15 protein-coding genes are annotated in these 19,628 nt (G+C 73.6%); 5 read left to right on the forward strand and 10 right to left on the reverse strand.

The features are described from left to right. Nucleotides 1–211 precede the first annotated feature (211 nt). The 5 genes from FGW31_RS13000 to FGW31_RS13020 all read right to left on the reverse strand — a co-directional run bounded on the left by FGW31_RS13000 (nt 212) and on the right by FGW31_RS13020 (nt 6,832). The gene (locus FGW31_RS13000) at nt 212–1,732 is read right to left on the reverse strand and encodes an aldehyde dehydrogenase family protein (RefSeq protein ID WP_142193584.1); all 1,521 of its coding nucleotides are present in this window, start codon (nt 1,730–1,732) and stop codon (nt 212–214) included. A 369-nt stretch (nt 1,733–2,101) separates the two neighbouring features. Further along, nucleotides 2,102–3,091 carry a malate dehydrogenase gene (locus FGW31_RS13005; protein ID WP_142193585.1) on the reverse strand — a complete coding sequence of 330 codons (990 nt, stop codon included), beginning with the start codon at nt 3,089–3,091 and terminating at the stop codon, nt 2,102–2,104. A 590-nt stretch (nt 3,092–3,681) separates the two neighbouring features. Further along, nucleotides 3,682–4,794, reverse strand: a complete 1,113-nt coding sequence (locus FGW31_RS13010) for a helix-turn-helix domain-containing protein (RefSeq protein WP_142193586.1) — start codon at nt 4,792–4,794, stop codon at nt 3,682–3,684. A 714-nt stretch (nt 4,795–5,508) separates the two neighbouring features. Further along, nucleotides 5,509–5,988, reverse strand: coding sequence for a DUF3017 domain-containing protein (locus FGW31_RS13015; protein WP_142193587.1), 480 nt, complete (start codon nt 5,986–5,988; stop codon nt 5,509–5,511). Beyond that, nucleotides 5,978–6,832 (reverse strand): bifunctional methylenetetrahydrofolate dehydrogenase/methenyltetrahydrofolate cyclohydrolase, encoded by an 855-nt coding sequence (locus FGW31_RS13020; RefSeq protein WP_142193588.1) that lies wholly within the window; start codon nt 6,830–6,832, stop codon nt 5,978–5,980. Before FGW31_RS13020 ends, FGW31_RS13015 begins: the two co-directional genes overlap by 11 nt. 296 nt (nt 6,833–7,128) lie before the next feature. On the opposite strand from FGW31_RS13020, the gene FGW31_RS13025 reads away from it, so the two are divergent. The 3 genes from FGW31_RS13025 to FGW31_RS13035 all read left to right on the forward strand — a co-directional run bounded on the left by FGW31_RS13025 (nt 7,129) and on the right by FGW31_RS13035 (nt 10,341). Beyond that, complete coding sequence (locus FGW31_RS13025) at nt 7,129–7,719, forward strand: hypothetical protein (RefSeq protein WP_142193589.1); 591 nt, start codon at nt 7,129–7,131, stop codon at nt 7,717–7,719. A gap of 167 nt (nt 7,720–7,886) precedes the next feature. Next, a complete protein-coding gene (locus FGW31_RS13030; protein WP_142193590.1) occupies nt 7,887–9,590 on the forward strand; it encodes a serine/threonine-protein kinase in 1,704 nt (567 codons plus the stop codon). Between the two features lie 142 nt (nt 9,591–9,732). Beyond that, entirely contained in the window at nt 9,733–10,341 is a 609-nt protein-coding gene (locus FGW31_RS13035; RefSeq protein WP_142193591.1) for an ALF repeat-containing protein, read from the forward strand. A 57-nt stretch (nt 10,342–10,398) separates the two neighbouring features. On the opposite strand, the gene purH is transcribed toward FGW31_RS13035, so the two are convergent. Both purH and purN read right to left on the reverse strand, forming a co-directional pair. Beyond that, nucleotides 10,399–11,961: a bifunctional phosphoribosylaminoimidazolecarboxamide formyltransferase/IMP cyclohydrolase gene (gene purH, locus FGW31_RS13040; protein WP_142193592.1), complete on the reverse strand. Its 1,563-nt coding sequence runs from the start codon at nt 11,959–11,961 to the stop codon at nt 10,399–10,401. After that, a complete protein-coding gene (gene purN, locus FGW31_RS13045) occupies nt 11,958–12,596 on the reverse strand; it encodes a phosphoribosylglycinamide formyltransferase (protein WP_142193593.1) in 639 nt (212 codons plus the stop codon). The genes purH and purN overlap by 4 nt, the downstream gene beginning before the upstream one ends. A gap of 373 nt (nt 12,597–12,969) precedes the next feature. On the opposite strand from purN, the gene FGW31_RS13050 reads away from it, so the two are divergent. Further along, nucleotides 12,970–13,776: a hypothetical protein gene (locus tag FGW31_RS13050; RefSeq protein WP_142193594.1), complete on the forward strand. Its 807-nt coding sequence runs from the start codon at nt 12,970–12,972 to the stop codon at nt 13,774–13,776. Between the two features lie 204 nt (nt 13,777–13,980). Here the strand turns inward: FGW31_RS13050 and FGW31_RS13055 are convergent, their stop codons facing one another. Then, the gene (locus FGW31_RS13055) at nt 13,981–15,747 is read right to left on the reverse strand and encodes a cell division protein PerM (protein ID WP_220450358.1); all 1,767 of its coding nucleotides are present in this window, start codon (nt 15,745–15,747) and stop codon (nt 13,981–13,983) included. A 96-nt stretch (nt 15,748–15,843) separates the two neighbouring features. On the opposite strand from FGW31_RS13055, the gene FGW31_RS13060 reads away from it, so the two are divergent. Further along, nucleotides 15,844–17,346, forward strand: coding sequence for a helix-turn-helix domain-containing protein (locus FGW31_RS13060; RefSeq protein WP_142193595.1), 1,503 nt, complete (start codon nt 15,844–15,846; stop codon nt 17,344–17,346). A gap of 93 nt (nt 17,347–17,439) precedes the next feature. On the opposite strand, the gene sucD is transcribed toward FGW31_RS13060, so the two are convergent. Next, the gene (gene sucD, locus FGW31_RS13065; protein ID WP_142193596.1) at nt 17,440–18,324 is read right to left on the reverse strand and encodes a succinate--CoA ligase subunit alpha; all 885 of its coding nucleotides are present in this window, start codon (nt 18,322–18,324) and stop codon (nt 17,440–17,442) included. A gap of 21 nt (nt 18,325–18,345) precedes the next feature. Next, entirely contained in the window at nt 18,346–19,524 is a 1,179-nt protein-coding gene (gene sucC, locus FGW31_RS13070) for an ADP-forming succinate--CoA ligase subunit beta (protein WP_142193597.1), read from the reverse strand. Nucleotides 19,525–19,628: the final 104 nt, after the last annotated feature.

Raw genomic sequence — 19,628 nt, forward strand, 5'->3', positions numbered from 1 at the left:
ACGGCGGTGGGGGCCGCCCGGCGGTCCGACGGGCCGGCACGCCCGGGACGTTCCGGTGCTCTCGGCGCTTCGGCGACTCCGAGGTGCCCGGTACGCCCGGAAGTGCCCGGCGTGCGGGGCGCGTTCGCTGGCGCGTGGTGCGTGGTGCGTGCGGTGGCGCGTGCGGTGGCGCGTGGTGCCTTCGGTGGCGCGTGGCGGGTTCGGTGGGCGCTCAGCCCGCGAACCAGCGCACCGGCTTCGGCGCCAGGTTCTGGTACACGTGCTTGGTCTCCCGGTACTCGGCGAGCCCGGCCGGGCCGAGTTCGCGGCCCACTCCGCTCTTTCCGAAACCGCCCCACTCCGCCTGCGGAAGGTAGGGGTGGAAGTCGTTGATCCACACGGTGCCGTGGCGCAGCCGTCCGGCCCCCCGCCGGGCACGGCCCGCGTCGGCGGTCCACACCGCGCCGGCCAGTCCGTACTCGGTGTCGTTGGCGAGGGCGACGGCCTCGTCCTCGGTGCGGAAGGTCTCGACGGTGAGGACCGGCCCGAAGACCTCCTCGCGCACCACCCGCATCTCGCGGTGGCAGCGGTCCAGGACGGTCGGCTCGTAGAAGTAGCCGGACTCCGGGCGCTCGGCGGACGGCTCGGGCCGCTTGCCGCCGGAGCGCAGCACCGCGCCCTCCTTGAGCGCGGACTCGACGTACGCCTCGACCTTGGCGCGCTGCTGCTCGGAGACCAGCGGCCCGCACTCGACGCCCGGTTCGGTGCCCCGGCCGAGCCTGATCCGCTCGGCGCGGCGGGCGAGTTCGGCGACGAAACGGTCGCGGACCGACTCCTCGACGATCAGCCGGGCACCCGCCGAGCAGACCTGGCCGCTGTGGATGAAGGCCGCGTTGAGGGCCTGGTCGACGGCGGTGTCGAAGCCCTCCTCGGTGGCGCAGGCGTCGGCGAAGACGACATTGGGGTTCTTGCCGCCCAGTTCGAGGGCGACCTTCTTGACGGTGGCGGCGGCCGCCCGGGCGACCTTGGTACCGCTGGCCAGGCCACCGGTGAAGGAGACCAGGTCGACGGCGGGGTGCTCGGCGAGCCGGGCGCCGACGGTGTGGCCGGGGCCGGTGACGATGTTCGCGACGCCTGCGGGCAGGCCCGCCTCGGTCAGCAGGTGGACCAGCGCGACCGTGGTGAGCGGGGTGATCTCGCTGGGCTTGATCACGAAGGTGTTGCCGGCCGCGAGCGCGGGCGCGATCTTCCAGCTGGCCTGGAGGAGCGGGTAGTTCCAGGGCGTGATCATCGCGCAGACGCCGACCGGCTCGTGCACGACGACACTGTGGATGTCGGGGGAACCGGCGTCGACGACCCGTCCGGGGGCCTCGCCGGCGACCAGGTCCGCGAAGTAGCGGAAGGCGTCGGCGACGCAGTCGATGTCGACGCGGCCCTCCTCGACGGTCTTGCCCGCGTCCCGGCTCTCCAGCAGACCGAGCTCCTCCCGGTCCCGTACGAGCAGGTCGGCGACGCGGCGCAGCAGCGCGGCCCGCTCGGCGACCGGGGTGTGCCGCCACGGGCCCTCGTCGAAGGCGCGCCGGGCGGCGGCCACCGCGAGGTCGGTGTCCTTCTCGTCACCCTCGGCGACCACGGCGAACGGCAGGGCGTCCGCGGGGTCGAGGATCTCGCGCGTGGCCCCCGAGACGGCCGCCCGCCACTCGCCCCCTGCGTGGATGGTGTCGCGCGCCCTGAGTTCCGTACTGTCCGCCATGATCGGTTACTGCCTTCCGTTCCTGTTCGGCGCCCGTGAGTCACACGGGTGTCGCCCACGGGACCGGGTGCGCCTGCCCTTCGCCTCCGAATGCATGCGCAATCCATGGCCGAAAGTGCGCTGCGTCACGGAACATGAGGGCGAAAGGGAGAAATGACCCGGCGTTCCATGGCGCGAACAGGACCCCGTGCCCCGGGCTCCGTGTTCCGGGCTCCGTGTTCCGGGCTCCGTGTTCCGGGCTCCGTGGCGGGAACGGGACTCCGCGGCCCATGACGGACGGGCCGACTGCCGGACGGGCCGCTCGGTGGAACGCGAAGGGCCCCGCGCCGGACGAACCGGTGCGGGGCCCTCGAAGCCCGGGCGGGCAGGTCAGATGAGGCCGAGGCCGCGGACCGCCTCGCGCTCCTCCTCGAGCTCCTTGACGGAGGCGTCGATGCGGGCGCGGGAGAACTCGTTGATCTCCAGGCCCTGGACGATCTCGTACGCGCCGTCCTTCACGGTGACCGGGAAGGAGGAGATGAGGCCCTCCGGGACGCCGTAGGAGCCGTCCGACGGGATACCCATGGAGACCCAGTCGCCCTCGTCGGTGCCGTTGACCCAGGAGTAGACGTGGTCGATGGCGGCGTTGGCGGCGGAGGCGGCCGACGAGGCGCCGCGGGCCTCGATGATGGCGGCGCCGCGCTTGGCGACGGTCGGGATGAAGTCCTCGGCCAGCCACTTCTCGTCGTTGACGACCTCGGCGGCGTTCTTGCCGGCGACGGTGGCGTGGAAGATGTCCGGGTACTGGGTGGCGGAGTGGTTGCCCCAGATCGTCAGCTTCTTGATCTCGGAGACCGGGACACCGGTCTTCTTCGACAGCTGGGTCAGCGCGCGGTTGTGGTCCAGGCGGGTCATGGCGGTGAACCGCTCGGCGGGCACGTCCGGGGCGGCGGCCTGGGCGATCAGGGCGTTGGTGTTGGCAGGGTTGCCGACGACCAGGACGCGGATGTCGTCCGCGGCGTGGGCGTTGATGGCCTGACCCTGCGGCTTGAAGATGCCGCCGTTGGCCTCGAGGAGGTCACCGCGCTCCATGCCCTTGGTGCGGGGGCGGGCGCCGACCAGCAGGGCGACGTTCGCGCCGTCGAAGGCCACGTTCGGGTCGTCGGTGATGTCGATGCCCTGCAGAAGCGGGAACGCGCAGTCGTCCAGCTCCATGGCCGTGCCCTCGGCGGCCTTCAGCGCCGGGGTGATCTCCAGCAGGCGCAGCTTGACCGGCACGTCCGCGCCGAGCAGCTGGCCGGAGGCGATGCGGAAGAGCAGGGCGTAACCGATCTGGCCGGCCGCGCCGGTGACGGTGACGTTCACGGGAGTGCGGGTCATGGCGTTCTCCGTATGACAGCTGGCGGTGGGGCGGTCCCTGCCCCGGGTTGCGGGATCCCGCCGCGATGATCGATCACAGGTTTCGATGATCGATCTCTTGGCGTCAAGAGAGATCCAGCGGTCAGGCTATCGCGCATCCCGGATCGCGGACGTCCGGGCTCCCTGTGGCCCGCCCCACAGAGTGACGGCCCCGGTACGCGGGTACGGGGGCGTTCGCACACAGGGGCGGCCGCTCCGTCCGGGAGAGGTAGGGGCGGGGCGGCCGCCGTCGGGGCCGACCGCGCCGGACTCCCGTGGGGGTACTGTCCGGGTGCCCGCCTTTCGGCCCTGCATGCACATCACCACGATTTCCCCACATATATGAGTCCAAATGGCCCTATATGGGATCAGATGCCTGTCGGTGGCCTGTCGGTGCGGTGGGGACGGACTCCCGCGCGGACGCGGGACGTACCGGACGCGGGACCGGCGCGCGGAGGCGGGACGTACCGGACGCGGGACCGGCGCGCGGAGGCGGGACGGGCCGGACGCGGGACCGGCGCGCGGAGGCGGGACGGGCCGGAGGTGGGCGCGGGGAGGTCCGCGCCCCGGGTCTAGTCCGTGCAGCCCTTCTCGCCGGAGGCGGCCAGGACCGCGCAGGCCTGCACCTCGGTCACCCCGGCCTTGTCACCGACCGGCACCATCGGCGTGTACGCGACCGTGTCACCGGCCGCCGTGACCGTGTCGTTCTGCTTCGCCGCGCCCGCGGTGATCTCGACCGTGTCGCCCTGCGCGGCCTGGGTGATGCGCCCCCACGCCGCACCGCAGGTCTCGCTGTAGCGGATCTCCACCGTGGTGGCGCCGACGGTCGCCGTCCGCGTCGTGGTCACGAGGTCGCCGCTGCAGCCCATGACCTCCGCGTCCTTGCCGTTGCAGCTCTCGCCGCTGCACTTCACGCCCGGCGGCAGGTTCGCGTCGGTGGTGGCGGTGGACGAGGGGGACGTGCGGGCGTCGTCCCGCTTCCTGTCGTCCTCCGTCCCGGTGACGTAGAGGGCGGCGGCGATCACCACCAGCGCGCCCAGCGCCCCGGCGACGAACGTCCACGTCCGCCGCCCGCCTCCGGCCCCGCCCGAGCGGCCCCGCCCGGACGCCCCCCGGGACGGCTCGCCGTACTCCCCCGGCACCGGCCCGCCCCCGGCCGGACTCCAGGAGTCCGCCCCGGCCGCGCCGCCGTGCCCCGCACGCACGGCACCGGAGGCGTCGCGCACCTCCGAGGCGGTCGGCTGCGGCGGCACGCTCGGCGACACCCCGGCCGGCCCCGCGACGCCCGGACGGATCCCGGCTCCTCCCTTACGGGTCCCGCCGCCCCCGCCCGACGGGGGCCCGGCGAGTTCGCTGAGCGCGGCGCGCGCCTGCGAGATCCGGATCGCCTCCATCGTCATGTCGTGCCGCATCTCCGAGCGGCTCCAGGCGCGCTCGGCCAGCTCCCACATGGTGGTGAGGTGCATCGGGTTGGTCCCGGTGACCTCGGCCAGGGCCACGATCGCGCCCTTGGGCGCGAGCAGCCGGCCGTTCAGATACCGCTCCCAGGACGTCTTGCTGTAGCCGGTGCGGTCGGCGACCGACGCGACGCTCAGGCCGCTGCGGTCCACGACCCGCCTGAGCTGACTGGTGAACTCCCTGATCTGCGGATCGAGTTCATCCGGCAAGGCCTTCCAACGAGGCATTGCTTCCCCCCTCTTCCCCCCGGTTCGTGCCGGTTCTTCCCTCGCGCCTTGCGTCCTGTTGCCGTCCCCGTCTCGGGCTACCCACAGGGATGCCGCCGGGAATGGTCTCAGTTCCCGCGGTAGGGGCGCACAGGATGCATCGGGGCGGCGGGCGTGCGCCCTCGCGCGCGCCCGGTCGTCGCGGCCCAGTGTCCCATCGGTCACCCCGTCGGCCGAACGGAGCCCGGCGCCGGTGACAGCGGAACGCCCCGGACCGTCCCCCGGAGCGACCGGCCTGCGATTCCCTACTTGGCCGCACGGCCGGCGCCCTTGTCAACACGTCGACACAGGCCGGTGGCCGGGACGTACGCACGGGCCCGGTGGCCGCGTCCACGCCGCGGCGGACCCCATTGGAGAGCCGCGCGCACCACGCGGAACCCGTGCGGGCACCGTGCGGGCACGCCGTGGGCGCGATCCGGGCAGCTCACGGGCCCGCGGCGGGGATCGGGCCGGCCGGGCGCGGACTCATATCGCAAGGATGTACGGGGATTGCGGAGGACGTAGCGGAACGGTCACTTCCGTGCCACAGCGGCAGGACAGCCGTTGAACAGGCACTTCACCGTGCAGGAGGGTTGATCCCGGCGACGGCCCGTCCGCTCACGGGGGTGTGGACGAGCCGTCGCCGCCCCGGGCGTCCGTCACGGCGTGAACGGCCCGGACGGAGCGAACGGCGGTCTAGCTGCTCACGGTGAAGTGCAGGGTGTCCTTCAGGAACGGGAGCTCCAGCCACGGATCGGGCTGCATCATCAGCGCGAGCAGCGTGATCGCCAGGCCCAGCCCGCCGTAGGTGACGATGTCCGTGAAGCGGGAGCGCACCGCGAGCATGCCGACGTCCGGCACCAGCCAGCGCAGCACCGCCCCGGCCAGCAGGGCCGCACCGATCAGCACCGTGCCCAGCCGGAACAGGTCCAGCGCGGTCAGCAGCAGTCCCAGTCCCACCGTGAGCAGCACGGCGAGGATCGGCCACTGCCGGGCGGGCGCGGGAGCGTCGCCGGAGGCCGCACGGCCGCCGCCCTCCGGGCGCGCGGTGTCCCGGGTGAACAGCGGGAACCGGCGGGTGGTGCGGCGCGGCCGGCCGTCGGCGTCGGGCGCGCTGACGGGGTCGGCGACCGTGATGTCCTCGGCCCGCTGCCGGGCGTCATGCTCAGCCGACACTGCGCTCCGCCGCCTCGACCACGTTGACCAGCAGCTGCGCCCGGGTCATCGGGCCGACACCGCCGGGGTTGGGGGCGACCCAGCCGGCCACCTCGGCCACGCCCGGGTGCACGTCGCCCACGATCTTGCCCTCGGCGCTGCGGGAGACACCGACGTCGAGGACGGCCGCGCCCGGCTTGACGTCCTCGGGGCGGATCAGGTGGGCCGAACCGGCGGCGGCGACGATGATGTCCGCGCGCCTGAGGTGGGCCGACAGGTCACGGGTGCCGGTGTGGCACTGGGTCACGGTGGCGTTCTCGCTGCGCCGGGTCAGCAGCAGCGGCATCGGGCGGCCGATGGTCACACCACGGCCGACGACCACGACCTCGGCACCCTTGATCTCCACGCCGTGGCGGCGCAGCAGGGTGATGATGCCGTTGGGGGTGCAGGGCAGCGGGGCCGGCTCGTTGAGGACGAGGCGGCCGAGGTTCATCGGGTGCAGGCCGTCGGCGTCCTTGCCCGGGTCCATCAGTTCGAGGATGCGGTTCTCGTCGATGCCCTTGGGGAGCGGCAGCTGCACGATGTAGCCGGTGCAGGACGGGTCCTCGTTCAGCTCGCGGACGACCGCCTCGATCTCCTCCTGCGTGGCGGTGCCGGGCAGTTCGCGCTGGATGGAGGCGATGCCGACCTGGGCGCAGTCGCGGTGCTTGCCGGCGACGTACTTCTGGCTGCCGGGGTCCTCCCCGACGAGGACGGTGCCGAGGCCGGGCGTGACGCCCTTCTCCTTCAGCGCCGCCACGCGGGCGGTCAGATCGGACTTGATCTCGGCTGCGGTGGCCTTGCCATCGAGAATCTGGGCGGTCATGGCACCCATCCTCGCCGATGAGCGGTCCCCGGTTCCAATCAGCCCGCATTCCGGGCGGCCACGGCGTTCCGCTCCGCCCGACCGGTCCCATCCGGTCGAATCCGACCAAGATCAGTGATGTTGCACTTGCACAACACATACGGCTCACGGCTGGACAAGCAACAGAACGGTCAAGAACGATGAGTGGCACAGTGCCGCGGGCAGAACCGGGGGGACGCACCGCACTTGTAGACATTCCTCCGCGCCGTGCCTCGCGTCGTCCCCGCACCCGATGCACAGACGGAGGAAGAACCGCCATGAGTTTCGGCGACCCGAACAACCCCTACGGGCAGCCGCCCCAGCAGCCCCCGGCCGGACCCGGCTACGGCTACCCCCAGCAGCCCGGCGCCCCGCAGCAGGGATACGGCTACCCCGCCGCCCCGCCGGTCTCCCAGCCGTACGGCGGCGGCTACGTCCCCACCCAGATGCCCGGCATCACGCGCGCCGCGCAGATCCTGCTCGCGGTGATCGCCGTGGCGCACGTCCTCATCGCGGCCGCGTACGGCAAGGCGCTGGCGGAGTGGGACGAGACGATGCTGGAGGCGGGCATCACCGGTGACGCCGAGGTCGAGCGGTACGCCGACCTGGGCAAGGGCGTCGTCGTCTTCTTCCTGGGCCTGGCCGCCGTCTTCGCGATCCTCGGCCTGGTACTGGTGCTCCAGTACGCCAAGGGCGGCAACGGCGTCCGCGTCTGCTCGATCGTGTACGCCTCGTTCGCGATCGTCAGCGGCATCTTCTCGCTGGCGCTGTACGGCCTCGGCCTGCTCATCATGATCGTCTCGATCCTGGTGATCGTCTTCGCGGCGAGGCGGCCCAGCGCCGAGTGGTTCAGGCGGCCGCGGTACTGACCGCCCCTCCGGCCCGGGCCACTCCCACGAGGAGCCCCGGGTGCACAACGGCCCGCACCCGTCCGTGGCTTCCGGCCACTCCGCCCGCCCCTGACCGGTAACCTCACGTCAGCTGGAGTGACACACCAGCACTTTTCGGACGTATGGACGGTCGGGGGACTTCATCCATGACAGACCAGCGGCCCGGGACGCCGTACACGCCGGCGTCCGGACAAGCCGCGGTGCGGCAGGCCGGGGCGGTGCCGTTGCAGTCCGGGGATCCCGCGCGGATCGGGCCGTACGCGCCACTCGGACGGCTGGGCAGCGGCGGCATGGGCCGGGTCTATCTGGCCCGGCCGCTCGACGGCCGTCCCGGGCTGGCCGCGGTGAAGGTGATCCGGCCGGAGTACGCGGAGGATCCCGAGTTCCGGCGGCGGTTCGAACGCGAGGCCGCCATGCACACCCGGGTCCGGGCGCCGTACACGCCTCGGCTGCTCGGCACCGGGTTCGCGGACTCGCTGCTGTGGATGGCCACCGAGTACCTGCCCGGCCTCAACCTCGCCGACGCCGTCCGCGACTGCGGGCCGCTGGACGCGGCCGGGGTGTGGTGGCTCACCGGTGAACTAGGGCGGGCCCTGTCGGCGCTGGCCGACGCCGGGATCGTCCACCGGGACCTCAAACCGTCCAACGTGATCCTCACCCTGCACGGCGTCCACGTCATCGACTTCGGCATCGCGCGCGCCGCGGACAGCAGCGCGATCACCGTGACCGGCTCCCGGGTCGGCACGCCCGCCTACATGTCCCCCGAGTATCTGCGCGAGGGCCGCTGCGACGCCGCCTCCGACATGTTCTCGCTGGCCGGCACGCTCGTCCACGCCGCCACCGGCAGGGCGCCGTTCGGCGACGGGACGGGCATGGACGTGATGCACCGCGTCGCCTACGAGGAGCCGAACCCGGAGATCATGGCGGACCTCGACGCCGCCGACCCCGCGCTGGCCGCGCTGCTGTCCGCCTGCCTCACCAAGGACCCCGCCGGCCGTCCCACCCCGCGCCGGCTGACCGACGCGGCCGCGGGCCGGGGCGGCGGCGGCCCCTCCTGGCCGGAACCCCTCGGCGCCCGACTGCGCGCACGGCGGCAGGCGTACGACGTCCTGGCCGGCGCCTCGGCCGGACAGGACGGCCCGGTACGCACGCCGACCGAGCGGGTCAACGCGCCGGTGCCCGGCCCCGGTTTCGGCCCGGCGACGCCTCCGGACGGGTCCGCGGCGCCGACCGTGCAGAACCACCCGCCCGGCCCGCCGCGCCGACGCCGCTTCGCCGTCGTCGCGGGTCTCGCCGTGTGCGCCGTGGCGGTCGGCGCCTCTCTGCTCGTCGGCCTGCCGCACGACGACACCCCCTCCCCCACGGATTCCGGCGTCAGCACCGCCGACGACGCCCTGGCCCCGCCGTTGCCGCTGCCCTCCGCGTCACGGCCCGGCCCCGGCGAGGAGGAGGGCGACGACGGCAGGGCGGCGGAGGACACCGCGCCGACGCGCTCGCGGGACACGGACGGGGAGAACGGGGACGATTCGGGTCCGCCGGACGACGCGGCGGACACCGCGGGCCCTGCTCCCGGCCGGTCGGCGACCCGGCCCGCCACGCCTCCGTGGCTCTCGCACTGCACGCACTACTCCGGCACCGAACTCACCGTCGCGGGCGACCGGGGAAAGCGGGTGGTGCAGGTGCAGTGCATGCTCACCAAGCGCGGGTACAGCGTCGGACGGGCAGGCGTCGACGGACAGTTCGGCGAGGACACCGTCGCGGCGGTCAGGCTGTTCCAGAGCGACAAGGGGCTGGACGTCGACGGCGACGTGGGGCCCAAAACCTGGGCGGCGCTGCGCAGTTCCACCTGACCGTCCTGTGCGTCACCGGCAAGGAAGCGGCCGTCGGAACTGCCCGGATCAGGCAGTGATCTTCCGCCCTTGCGGTGAGAGAGTCCCGGGGACGGCAACCGCCGTCCGCCATGACTCCCTCACCCACGAGGCAGGTTCACGAATGAGACCGACCCGCAGTGCTCTGCTGGTGGCCGTCACGGCTCTCGCACCGGCCCTCCTTCTCACCGCTCCCGCCGTCGCCGCGGACACGGCGCCGGCGTCCGTCGCGGTGACGTCGGCGTCGGCGTCGAGCACGGACGACCCCGGCACTCCGGTGGACGAGATGACGGAGGAGGAGCTGCGCCTGGCCATCTTCCGCATCCTCGCCGACCCGGACTCCGGCAAGGGCGTCACCAGGGAGGCAGGCGAGGCCCTCGACGGCACCGCGGACGACATGCGCGCCTTCCTGAAGACCGGCTACCGCCTGGCCCAGTTCGAGGACGACCAGGTCGCCATCTTCCGCATCCTCGCCGACCCCGACTCCGGCAAGGCCGTCGTCCGCGAGGCAAGCGAGGCCCTGGACGCCCACAGCCCCGAAGCCGCCCGCGCCTTCCTGGAGACCGGCTACCGCCTGGCCCAGGCCGAGGACGACCGCGTGACCGTCGCCCGCATGCTCGCCGACCCGTCCATCAGCGACGCGCTCCGCGCGGCCGCCGAGGAGGTCATCGACGGCACGCCCGAGGAGCTGCGGTACTTCCTGGAGGTCGGCCAGTACGAGATCGACGGCTGAGACGCCGTCCGCCCGGCCGCCCGCGGGTGCGGGCGGCCGGGCGGAGCGACCGGACCGTCAGTGGAAGAAGTGCCGCGTACCGGTGAAGTACATCGTCACGCCGGCCTTCTTCGCGGCCTCGACGACCTGCTCGTCGCGGACCGAACCGCCGGGCTGGACCACGGCCTTGACGCCGGCCGCGGTGAGGATCTCCAGGCCGTCGGGGAAGGGGAAGAACGCGTCGGAGGCCGCGAAGGAACCGGCCGCCCGCTCGGCGCCCGCCCGCTCCACCGCCAGCTTCGCGGAGTCGACGCGGTTGACCTGGCCCATGCCGACGCCGACGGAGGCGCCGTCCTTGGCGAGCAGGATCGCGTTGGACTTCACCGCGCGGCACGCCTTCCAGGCGAACGCCAGGTCGGCCAGCTCCGCCTCGGAGAGGGCCTCGCCGGTGGCGAGCGTCCAGGTGGCCGGGTCGTCGCCCTCGGCCTGGAGGCGGTCGGTGACCTGGAGGAGGGCACCGCCGTCGATCGGCTTGACCTCGACCGGGGCGGACGGGGCCTCGGGGGCGCGCAGCACCCGGATGTTCTTCTTCCTGGTGAGGGCCTCCAGCGCGCCCTCCTCGTAGTCCGGGGCGACGATGACCTCGGTGAAGATCTCCGCGACCTGCTCGGCCATCTCCTTGGACACCGGGCGGTTCACGGCGATCACACCGCCGAACGCGGACAGCGGGTCGCAGGCGTGCGCCTTGCGGTGCGCCTCGGCGACGTCCGCGCCGACGGCGATGCCGCACGGGTTGGCGTGCTTGATGATCGCGACGGCGGGCGCGTCGTGGTCGTAGGCGGCGCGCAGGGCGGCGTCGGTGTCCGTGTAGTTGTTGTAGGACATCTCCTTTCCGTGCAGCTGCTCGGCCTCGGCGAGGCCGCCGGTGCCGGAGACGTACAGCGCGGCGGGCTGGTGCGGGTTCTCGCCGTAGCGCAGGGTGTTCTTGCGCTCCCAGGTGGCGCCGAGGAAGTCGGGGAACTGCGAGTCGTCGACGGGCGCGTAGGACGAGGCGAACCAGGAGGCCACGGCCACGTCGTAGGCGGCGGTGTGCTGGAAGGCCTCGGCGGCGAGCCGCTTGCGGGTGGCGAGGTCGAAGCCGCCGTCCTGGACCGCGGCGAGGACGTCGGCGTAGCGGGCGGGGCTGGTGACGACGGCGACCGAGGGGTGGTTCTTGGCGGCGGCGCGCACCATGGACGGGCCGCCGATGTCGATCTGCTCCACGCACTCGTCGGGCGTCGCGCCGGAGGCGACGGTCTCGCGGAACGGGTAGAGGTTCACGACGACCAGGTCGAACGGCTCCACGCCCAGCTCGGTGAGCTGGTTGCGGTGGTCCTCCAGGCGCAGGTCGGCGAGGATGCCGGCGTGGACCTTCGGGTGCAGGGTCTTGACGCGGCCGTCCAGGCACTCGGGGAAGCCGGTGAGTTCCTCGACCTTGGTGACCGGGACGCCGGCGGCGGCGATCTTCGCGGCGGTGGACCCGGTGGAGACGAGCTCCACGCCGGCCCCGTGCAGGCCGCGCGCGAGGTCCTCGAGGCCGGTCTTGTCGTAGACGCTGACGAGCGCCCGTCGGATGGCCCGCTTGTTGCTCTCGGCGGTCACTGGATAACTACCTTTCGTCCCTCAATGCGATAGCCGTTGCGGGCGAGCCGCCCCACGACCTCGACGAGCAGCCTTCGCTCGACTTCCTTGATGCGCTCGTGCAGAGCGCTCTCGTCGTCCTCGTCCCGGACCTCCACCACGCCCTGCGCGATGATCGGCCCGGTGTCGACGCCGTCGTCGACGAAGTGGACGGTGCAGCCGGTGACCTTGGCGCCGTACGCGAGCGCGTCCCGTACACCGTGGGCTCCCGGGAAACTGGGCAGCAGCGCGGGGTGGGTGTTGACGAACCGGCCGCCGAAGCGCGCGAGGAACTCCTTCCCCACGATCTTCATGAACCCGGCGGACACCACGAGGTCCGGCTCGTGGGCGGCGACGGCCTCGGCGAGCGCCGCGTCCCACTCCTCGCGGGTCGCGTGGTCCTTGACCCGGCAGACGAAGGTCGGCAGCCCGGCGCGCTCGGCGCGGGCAAGACCCTCGATGCCCTCGCGGTCGGCACCGACGGCCACGACCTCGGCTCCGTACGCCTCGACGCCGGTGGCGGCGATCTCGTCGAGGAGCGCCTGCAGATTGGTGCCGGATCCGGAGACCAGCACGACGAGACGCCTGGCGCGCTCGGCCACGGGCTTGGCGGCCACGGTGGGGCCCTTTCTCGGGGAGCGTCCGTGCGGTCGGCGACACAGCGCTTTGTACATTCATACGAATGCTTCGCGCCCCTGGATACGGGGAAGCCTACGAAGCGGCCGACCGTCAGCAACGATACCGGCACACCGGGCGGCCCCCACGGGACGGGGGCATGGCCGGAAGGTAGCGTCTGGGACGAGCCGGTACGGGAAGGTTCCTGATGCCCGGGGAACGCCATCCGTGCGCCGGGCGTTCACACCCTGACGGACCCGGGCTCCCGGGCCGACGGGACGCGCCGGCTCAACCAGCTCAGTCGTAGTCGCTACGTCGTGCGAGGCGGTCGCGCCGAACCACAACGTGCTTCATTAAGGGGAAGACGCTCACTTGATGCCGGACCGCAGCCTGCGATTCCTCACGTTCCCCCAGCAGTCGGCCCAGGGAGGGGAGCGTGGCGCCGTGCTGCTGCGGGAGCGCCCCGCCTCGCCGCCCGACGCGCCCCAGGGCGGGGGCAGCGGCTCCGGAGGTGGCGAGGGCTCGTCCCAGGACACCCATGGCTCACGGGACTCCCGTGGCTCGCGGGGTTCCCAGGAGGACAACCCGTTCGCGCCGCCGCCGGAGGGCACCCCCGACCGGCCGTGGCAGCCCCGGCATCCGTCCGGCGGGGACGGCGGACGTTCCCCGTGGGGCCGCAACTGGAGCGACCGGCAGCCCGGCCGTTCCTCCGGCGGTTTCGGCGAGCGCCCGCGCGGCCCGGAGGGCCAGGGCGGCGGCGGCCCGCAGGGGCCCGGCATGCGCTGGGACCCCACGGACCCGGCCCAGCGCCGGGCGCGCTACGCCCTGCTGTGCGGCATGTGGGCCTTCTTCTTCGCCCTGTTCAGCTGGCCGTACGTCGCGCTGCTGCTGGGCGCGCTGGCCCTGTACTGGGGCGTCAGCGCCCTGCGCGCCAAGCCCCGCACCCCGGACCCCGACTCGCCGGCGCCCGAGCAGACCGGCCGCCCGCAGACCACGGCCGCGGTGAGCGGCCTGGTCACGGCGTCGCTGGCGCTCGCGCTGGTCGCCGCGTCCTTCACGGCACAGCTCGTCTACCGGGACTACTACACCTGCACCACCGACGCCCTCACCCAGGAGGCCCGCCAGTCCTGCAGCGAACTCCTCCCGGAGGAACTGCGCGGCCTGCTGGGCACCGGCGACTGACGCACCGGCGGGCGCGGTGGCACACGTCCCGCGGGACGCCCGGCGGCCCGGCGACGGTGAGGCCGTGTGAGGCAGGCCCGGCGGTCGCGAGGCCGTGTGAGGCAGGCCCGGCGGCCGCGAGGTGGTGTGGCGCGGCTCCGGCGGCCGTCGGTCGTGGGACGGGCCCGGCTGCCGACGTCATCCGTCGCCGGGCCGGTACCGCGGTCACGCCGATGCGGGACCGTCGGCCGAAAGGCCTCGGCCCGAGGGCGGGGAGTCGTCGCTGAACACGTCGTCGTACACGTCGCCGTACACGTCGTCGGAGCGGGACCCTCCGGCCGAGCCGGCCGAGCCGGCCGAGGACACGAAGGGCGGCGGCGTCGGAACGTCCAGGGCGTCACGGTCCTCGTCATCGGGCCGGGACGGACGTGACGCCGCGGGCCCGTCCTGCGAGGGCTCGCGGGACCGGCCGCCGGACGGCACGAAATCGTCGTACGAACCGCCGAGCCCGGCCGAGGGGGCACGGTCGGACGGCAGGAAGTCGTAGAGGGTGTCGCCGGGGGTGGCCGGCAGATCGTCGCCGGTGGGCCGGCGCCGGGGGAACCAGCGGGGCGGGACGGGCAGGCGGAGCCGTCGGCCCGTGGCGGGGGCGGGCCGAGGGGGTCCCGGGAGCGGTCGGGCCGGTGCGGCGGGCGTGCGGCGGCGCCAGGCGCGTACCGCCAGCGACGTGGCGGTCGCGACCAGCCCGAGCCAGGCCAGGGTCGCGGCACCGACCTGCCACCACACCGGGCCGAACCGGGAGAGCTGCGCCACGCCCATCGGACCGCCCGCGAGCGCCGCGAGCGCGGACAGCAGGCCGGCGCACAGTCCGGCCGCCAGCACCGCCGCACCGGCCGTCCGGCCGGCCGTCCAGGCCGCCGCGTCCGGGTGTCCGCCCGTCGTCGTGACCCGGCCGACGCACCAGCCCACCACCGCGCCCGCGGTCACCGGCACCACCGCGGCCGCCCAGTTCACCACCGTGCCCGCCCCCGCGTCCGGGACCGCCGCGAGCAGCGGGAACGGCGGCAGCAGCGGCGTGGGCGCGGCGGCCAGCGGGGTCACCGTGGCGTCCGTGCCGAGGAGGAAGCCGGGGCCCAGCGCGTACGCCGCCGCCCACACCGCGGCGTTCGGCAGCAGCGTGAGGCAGAGCAGCAGCACGGTCAGCCAGCCCGACCAGCCCTCCGTCAGCCGCACGAACGCCCCGCGGGTCTCCCCGCCGTGCCGCACCAGCGACACCGCCAGCAGCAGCGCCCCGCCGCCGGTCAGCACCGCCGTCCCGGCCGCCGCCGCCCGCGCGGCCGCACCGGGCCGGCCGTCCGGGCCGAGGATCAGATGGCGCACGCCCCGCGGCAGCACCGCGCCCAGCCCCCGCTCCCAGGGCCCGCTCGGGCGGCCGTACGCCGTCCACACTCCTGCCCCGGCGGCGGCCACGGCGACCAGCGGCACGGACACCGCGGTCGACGGCCAGGCGGGCCGCAGCGCTCCGCCGGCGGCGTACAGCGCGGTCGGCGCGGCGACGGCGAGGTAGCCGAGGACGACGCCCGACCACGCGGTGCGGCCGGGCACCAGCGGTGCCTCGTCGCCCGCCTCCCCGTCCGCGGCGTCGCGGGCCGCGCGGCGCAGCAGCCACACCGGCAGCGCGAGCAGCAGCAGCGGCGGGACGCCGATCGGGGCGGGGACACCGGTGAGCGTGTCGGTGCGGAGCAGTTCGCCGCCGTGCGCCAGCAGCCACACCGACGCGGCGACGTGCAGCGCGCCGCCGGGTCCGCTGTCCGGGTAGGGCGAGCTGATCCACAGCAGCGTCACCAGCACGGTGAGGGCGGCGAGTCCGAGCACGGCCGCGAGGGCACCGCCGAGGAGGGCGGCGCCCATCCCGGGCGAGCGGTCGCGCACCCGGGTGAGCAGGGCGTCCGGGGTCGAACGGCGAGCGGTCGTCTGGGTCACGCCCGCCATGCTCCCAACGACACGCGCTTTCCCGGTGTAACGGGCGAAGCACCGCTGTGTCGCTCAATATACGTTTATGTACTTTTTCGTACGGAGGGGCGTCCGGTGACGAGGAGCCGCCCTACCACCCCACTCCCCCCGCCCAAGGAACGCCGACGCCTGCGCGAGGCGAGTGCGCTGACGCGGGCTCAGCTCGCCGAGCGGGTCGGCGTCCGGCCCGAGACGGTGCGCGCGTGGGAGTCCGGGCGCAGCGCACCGCGCGGCCGGAAGGGGGAGGCGTACGCGAAACTGCTGGCCGGTCTGGCCGCGTCGGCGGACGGGACCGGCGCCGGGAACGGCACCGGGAGCGGTGACCGTGCCGGTGGCGGTGCCGACGCCGGGGCGTCGTCCGGGCCGGGGCGTCAGGAGGCGGCGGGTCCGGCGGTCGTGACGGTGCGTCTGGAGGAGAAGGGGCCCGGACGCCGGGGCACCGGAACGGTCGCGCCGGAGCCCTCGGCGTTCGTCCGGACGCCCCCACCGCCGTCGGCGCGGCCCACCGCCGACCCGGCACCCTCGACGGCCCCGGAATCCTCCACGGCCCTGCAACCCACCACGAACCCGCCACCCTCCGCGGATCCAGAACCCGCCACGGCCGCCGAGCCCTTGACGGACCCGGGCCCCTCCACCGCCCCGAACCCGTTCACGGACCCGGACCCCTCCACGGACCCGGACCCCTCCACGGGCCCAGACCCCTCCACGGCCCCGGAAGCCTCCACGGCCCCGGCCACTTCCGCGGACGCCCCGGAACCCGCCACGGACCCCGAACGCTCCGCCGGCCTGACGCCCGCTCAAGCCTTCGACGCCCTCTACTCCTTCTGCGCTCCCGCGCTCGTGCGGCAGACCTATCTGCTCACCGGCCGCCGCGACCTGGCCCGCGAGTCCGTCGAGCGTGCCTTCCAGCGGGCCTGGGACCGCTGGCCCGAGGTGGCCCGCGACCCGGATCCGGCCGGCTGGGTGCGGGCGGCGGCGTACGAGTGGGCGCTCTCCCCGTGGCACCGCTTCCGCCGCCACCGGCAGCCCGAGCCGCCGCCGCCCGACGCCTCGGACCGTGCGCTCCTCCAGGCCCTGCTGGACCTGCCGCCGCCGTACCGCCGCACGCTGCTGCTGTACGACGGCGTCGGCCTCGACCTGCCCGACACGGCGGCGGAGACGGAGGCCAGCACGGTGGCGACGGCCGGCCGGCTGCTGCACGCGCGCGAGGCCGTCGCCGCGCTCCTGCCGGACCTGGCCGATCCGCACCTGCTGTACCGGCGGCTGGCCGAGCTGGCCTCCACCGCGCGGCTGCGGGCCGCCGAGCCGCCGGCGGTGCGCGGCGGCAGCGAACGCCGGGCCCGCTTCTGGACCCGGGCCGCCATCGCCTTCACCGTCGCCCTGATCGGCACCACGGCGCTCACCCTGCGCACGGCCCCGACCGAGTACGTACCGCCGGTGCCGCCGGGCGAGACGGTCCGGGGCGTGCCGCCGCGTGTGGCACCCGGACCCCTGTCGGAGGACGAGCGGGAGCTGCGCGCCCGGCTGCGCGAGCAGTTCGCACGCGGTCCGGAGCGGCTGGCCCCGCAGGCCCGCTGACGGCACCGGCCCGAGCCCCGTCCGCAAACGACGGTGGGCCCGTCCCCCCTCGCGGGGAACGGGCCCACCCGTGCCGTACTGCGTGCCGGTGACTCAGCCGGCGAGGATCGCGCGCGCCAGCTTGGCCGTCTCGGTCGGCGTCTTGCCGACCTTGACGCCGGCGGCCTCGAGGGCCTCCTTCTTGGCGGCGGCCGTGCCGGAGGAGCCGGAGACGATGGCGCCGGCGTGGCCCATGGTCTTGCCCTCGGGCGCGGTGAAGCCCGCGACGTAGCCGACGACCGGCTTCTTCACGTTCTCCTTGATGTAGGCCGCGGCCCGCTCCTCGGCGTCGCCGCCGATCTCACCGATCATCACGATCAGGTCGGTGTCGGGGTCGGCCTCGAACGCGGCGAGCGCGTCGATGTGCGTGGTGCCGATGACCGGGTCGCCACCGATGCCGACGGCCGAGGAGAAGCCGATGTCACGCAGCTCGTACATCATCTGGTACGTCAGCGTGCCGGACTTCGAGACCAGGCCGATGCGGCCCGGCTTGGTGATGTCGCCGGGGATGATGCCGGCGTTCGACTGGCCGGGGCTGATCAGGCCCGGGCAGTTCGGGCCGATGATCCGGGTCTTGTTGCCCTTCTCCACGGCGTACGCGTAGAACGCGGCGGAGTCGTGCACCGCGATGCCCTCGGTGATGACGACCGCGAGCGGGATCTCGGCGTCGATCGCCTCGACGACGGCGGCCTTGGCGAAGGCCGGCGGGACGAAGAGGACGGACACGTTGGCGCCGGTCTTCTCCATGGCCTCGGCGACCGTGCCGAAGACGGGGATCTCGGTGCCGTCGATGTCGACGGAGGTGCCCGCCTTGCGCGGGTTCACGCCGCCGACGATGTTCGTGCCGTCGCCCAGCATGAGCTTGGTGTGCTTCATGCCCGTGGCACCGGTCATGCCCTGGACGATGACCTTGCTGTCCTTGTTGAGGAAGATAGCCATGGCTGTTTAGTCCCTCGTCCCTTACTTCGCAGCCGCGAGCTCGGCGGCCTTGTCGGCCGCGCCGTCCATGGTGTCCACGCGCTGGACCAGCGGGTGGTTGGCGTCGGAGAGGATCTTGCGACCCAGCTCGGCGTTGTTGCCGTCGAGGCGGACGACCAGCGGCTTGGTGACTTCCTCACCGCGGTCCGCGAGCAGCTGCAGCGCCTGCACGATGCCGTTGGCGACCTCGTCGCAGGCGGTGATGCCGCCGAAGACGTTGACGAAGACGGACTTGACGTCCGGGTCGCCGAGGATGATCTCCAGGCCGTTCGCCATCACGGCGGCGGAGGCGCCACCGCCGATGTCGAGGAAGTTGGCGGGCTTGACGCCGCCGTGGGCCTCACCGGCGTAGGCGACGACGTCCAGGGTGCTCATGACGAGACCCGCGCCGTTGCCGATGATGCCGACCTCGCCGTCGAGCTTGACGTAGTTGAGGTTCTTCTCCTTGGCGGCGGCCTCCAGCGGGTTGGCCGCGGCCTTGTCCTGGAGGGCCTCGTGCTCCGGGTGACGGAACTCGGCGTTGTCGTCCAGGGTCACCTTGCCGTCGAGGGCGATGACGTCACCGGAGGCGACCTTGGCCAGCGGGTTGACCTCGACGAGGAGGGCGTCCTCGTCGACGAAGGTCTTCCACAGGGTGACCAGGACGTCGGCGACCTTGTCGGCGACCTCGGCCGGGAAGTTCGCGGCCTCGACGATCTCGCGGGCCTTGGCCGGGGTCACACCCTCGTTGGCGTCGATCGGGGTCTTGGCGACGGCCTCGGGGCGGGTGGCCGCCACCTCCTCGATGTCCATGCCGCCCTCGACGGAGGCGATGGAGAGGAAGGTGCGGTTGGCACGGTCCAGGAGGAAGGAGACGTAGTACTCCTCGAGGATCTCCGGAGCGGTCTCGGCGATCATCACCTTGTGGACCGTGTGGCCCTTGATGTCCATGCCGAGGATGTCCGTCGCGCGGGCGACGGCCTCGTCCGGGGTGGCGGCGAGCTTCACGCCACCGGCCTTGCCGCGGCCACCGACCTTCACCTGGGCCTTGACGACGGACTTGCCACCGAGACGCTCGGTGGCTGCGCGGGCCGCCTCAGGCGTGTCGATGACTTCACCGGCCAGCACCGGTACATCGTGCTTGGCGAAGAGGTCCCTCGCCTGGTACTCGAACAGGTCCACGCGCTTCCGTCCCTATCAGTGATCTTGCGGTTCGTTGGATGCGTGGGCGTGCCGCGAAGGGCAACGTGACGTCCGCTGTGTCACAAGGGAGGCGCACACGGTGT

The organism is Streptomyces calvus, assembly GCF_006782915.1.
GTDB lineage: Bacteria > Actinomycetota > Actinomycetes > Streptomycetales > Streptomycetaceae > Streptomyces > Streptomyces calvus.

Coding starts and splice junctions, on each gene's coding strand:
- FGW31_RS13000 (WP_142193584.1), bottom strand. CDS start 1,732: ATGGCGGACAGTACGGAACTCAGGGCGCGCGACACCATCCACGCAGGG.
- FGW31_RS13005 (WP_142193585.1), bottom strand. CDS start 3,091: ATGACCCGCACTCCCGTGAACGTCACCGTCACCGGCGCGGCCGGCCAG.
- FGW31_RS13010 (WP_142193586.1), bottom strand. CDS start 4,794: ATGCCTCGTTGGAAGGCCTTGCCGGATGAACTCGATCCGCAGATCAGG.
- FGW31_RS13020 (WP_142193588.1), bottom strand. CDS start 6,832: ATGACCGCCCAGATTCTCGATGGCAAGGCCACCGCAGCCGAGATCAAG.
- FGW31_RS13025 (WP_142193589.1), top strand. CDS start 7,129: ATGAGTTTCGGCGACCCGAACAACCCCTACGGGCAGCCGCCCCAGCAG.
- FGW31_RS13030 (WP_142193590.1), top strand. CDS start 7,887: ATGACAGACCAGCGGCCCGGGACGCCGTACACGCCGGCGTCCGGACAA.
- FGW31_RS13035 (WP_142193591.1), top strand. CDS start 9,733: ATGAGACCGACCCGCAGTGCTCTGCTGGTGGCCGTCACGGCTCTCGCA.
- FGW31_RS13050 (WP_142193594.1), top strand. CDS start 12,970: ATGCCGGACCGCAGCCTGCGATTCCTCACGTTCCCCCAGCAGTCGGCC.
- FGW31_RS13055 (WP_220450358.1), bottom strand. CDS start 15,747: ATGGCGGGCGTGACCCAGACGACCGCTCGCCGTTCGACCCCGGACGCC.
- sucD (WP_142193596.1), bottom strand. CDS start 18,324: ATGGCTATCTTCCTCAACAAGGACAGCAAGGTCATCGTCCAGGGCATG.